2 protein-coding genes are annotated in these 1,849 nt (G+C 73.7%); both read right to left on the bottom strand.

Features of this window, described 5'->3' with window-relative positions; genetic code table 11:
- Positions 1-105: 105 nt before the first annotated feature.
- On the bottom strand, positions 106-1,305 hold the full coding sequence (locus E1182_RS30405; protein WP_132271169.1) for a pyridoxal phosphate-dependent aminotransferase: 1,200 nt from the start codon (positions 1,303-1,305) through the stop codon (positions 106-108).
- 30 nt (positions 1,306-1,335) lie between these two features.
- The coding region (locus E1182_RS30400) for an MmpS family transport accessory protein (RefSeq protein ID WP_243706506.1) at positions 1,336-1,849 on the bottom strand (514 nt) is incomplete at its 5' end.

Below are 1,849 nucleotides of genomic sequence, written 5' to 3'. Positions count from 1 at the left end.
CCCGGTCCCCCGCCCGGACGTTCCGTCAGTGCGGGCAGTGAGCCGGGTTCGCGAGCCCCACAGCCGCGAACGAGGGCGACACGGGTCCGAGCCCGGCGGGCCGGGTCAGCGGGTCTGCCCCGCCAGGCTGCGTAGCCGGTCGACCGCCTCGGTGAGCACCTCCGGCCGCTTGCAGAAGGCGAACCGGACCAGCCGCCGGCCGGCCTCCGGGTCGTCGTAGAAGACCTGGGTGGGCACGGCCACCACCCCGCAGCGCTCCGGCAGCGACCGGCAGAACTCCACGCCGTCCCGCCCGCCGAGCGCGGTCACGTCGGCGGTCACGAAGTACGTCCCCTCCGGGCTCAGCACGTCGAAGCCCGCGTCGACCAGGCCCGCCACAAGTTGGTCACGCCGCCGTTGGAGGTCGTCCCGGAACCCGGTGAAGTAGGCGTCGGGCAGCCCCAGCGCCACGGCGACCGCCGGTTGCAGCGGCGCGGCGTTGACGAAGGTGAGGAACTGCTTGACCCGCAGCACCGCCGAAACCAGCCGGGCCGGCCCGCTGACCCAGCCGACCTTCCAGCCGGTGCAGGAGAACGTCTTGCCGGCTGAGGAGATCCGCAGCGTCCGTTCCCGCATCCCGGGCAGACCGGCCAGCGGCAGGTGCCGGCTGGCGGCGTCGGTGAAGACCAGGTGTTCGTAGACCTCGTCGGTGACCGCGTAGACGTCGTGCTGCTGGCACAGCTCGGCGATCAGGATCAGCTCGTCGGGGGTGAACACCTTGCCGGTCGGGTTGTGCGGGGAGTTGAGCAGGACGAGCCGGGTCCGGGGCCCGAACGCGGCGCGTAGCTGCGCCGGGTCGAAGGCGTACCGGCCGGTCTCGTCGGGGCGCAGGGTGACCGGCCGTCGCACCGCGCCGGCCAGGGCGACCGAGGCGGCGTACGAGTCGTAGTAGGGCTCGAAGCAGACCACCTCGTCCCCGGGCTCGCAGAGGGCCAGGATGCTGGCGGCGATCGCCTCGGTGGCGCCGGCGGTGATCACGATCTCCGCGTCCGGGTCGTACGCCAGGTGCCAGAACCGGCGCTGGTGGGCCGCGACCGCCGCGCGCAGCGCGGGGACACCCGGACCCGGCGGGTACTGGTTCTGCCCGGTACGCAGCGCCTCGGCCGCGGCGGCGAGCATCTCCGGCGGGCCGTCGCTGTCCGGGAAGCCCTGCCCGAGGTTGACCGCCCCGGTGCGGACGGCGAGCGCGGACATCTCGGCGAAGATGGTCGTCCCGAAGGGACGCATCCGGGCCACGAGCGGGTCGACATCGGGAAGCGTCGTCACGCCGGTCAGCCTACGGGCCGGCCGGCCCGGTCAGCTGGGCTGGCAGGTCACCTCCCTACCCGGCTCCCCGACCTGCGTCACCGGGGCACGGTCACCGATCCGGGCCGTGCAGCTGAGGGCACCGTCGCCGTCGCCGGTGGCGATCACGATCACCCGGTTCGGATCGTCGGTGCGGATCTTCTCGCGCCACGGCAGCCGCACACTCTCCAGGCGGATGAAGTCGCCGTTGGCGTCGTAGTACTGGATGTTGCCCCGCCCGGTGCCGGTCACCTCGTACGACACCGGGTATCTGCCGGGTCCGCCCGACGGGGTGGTGGCGGGCGTCGGCTGGCTGGGCGCGGCCGGAGTCCACGAATCCTGCTCGTCGTAGCCGTCGTGGTACGGATCCTCGGCCACCGGTTCCGAGCCGAACCGCCCGACCAGCACGCTGGCCGCGCCCAGGCAGGCGCAGATGCCGAGGGCGAGCACGGCGACGACCGCGATGACGATGCCGGCCACCCGGCCGCCACCCGAGGTGGAACGGCCCACGGGCGGGCGTCCGGGG

This window comes from Micromonospora sp. KC721 (assembly GCF_004348355.1).
In the GTDB taxonomy this organism is placed as follows: Bacteria; Actinomycetota; Actinomycetes; order Mycobacteriales; family Micromonosporaceae; genus Micromonospora.
This window is presented reverse-complemented; position numbering and strand designations above follow the sequence as displayed.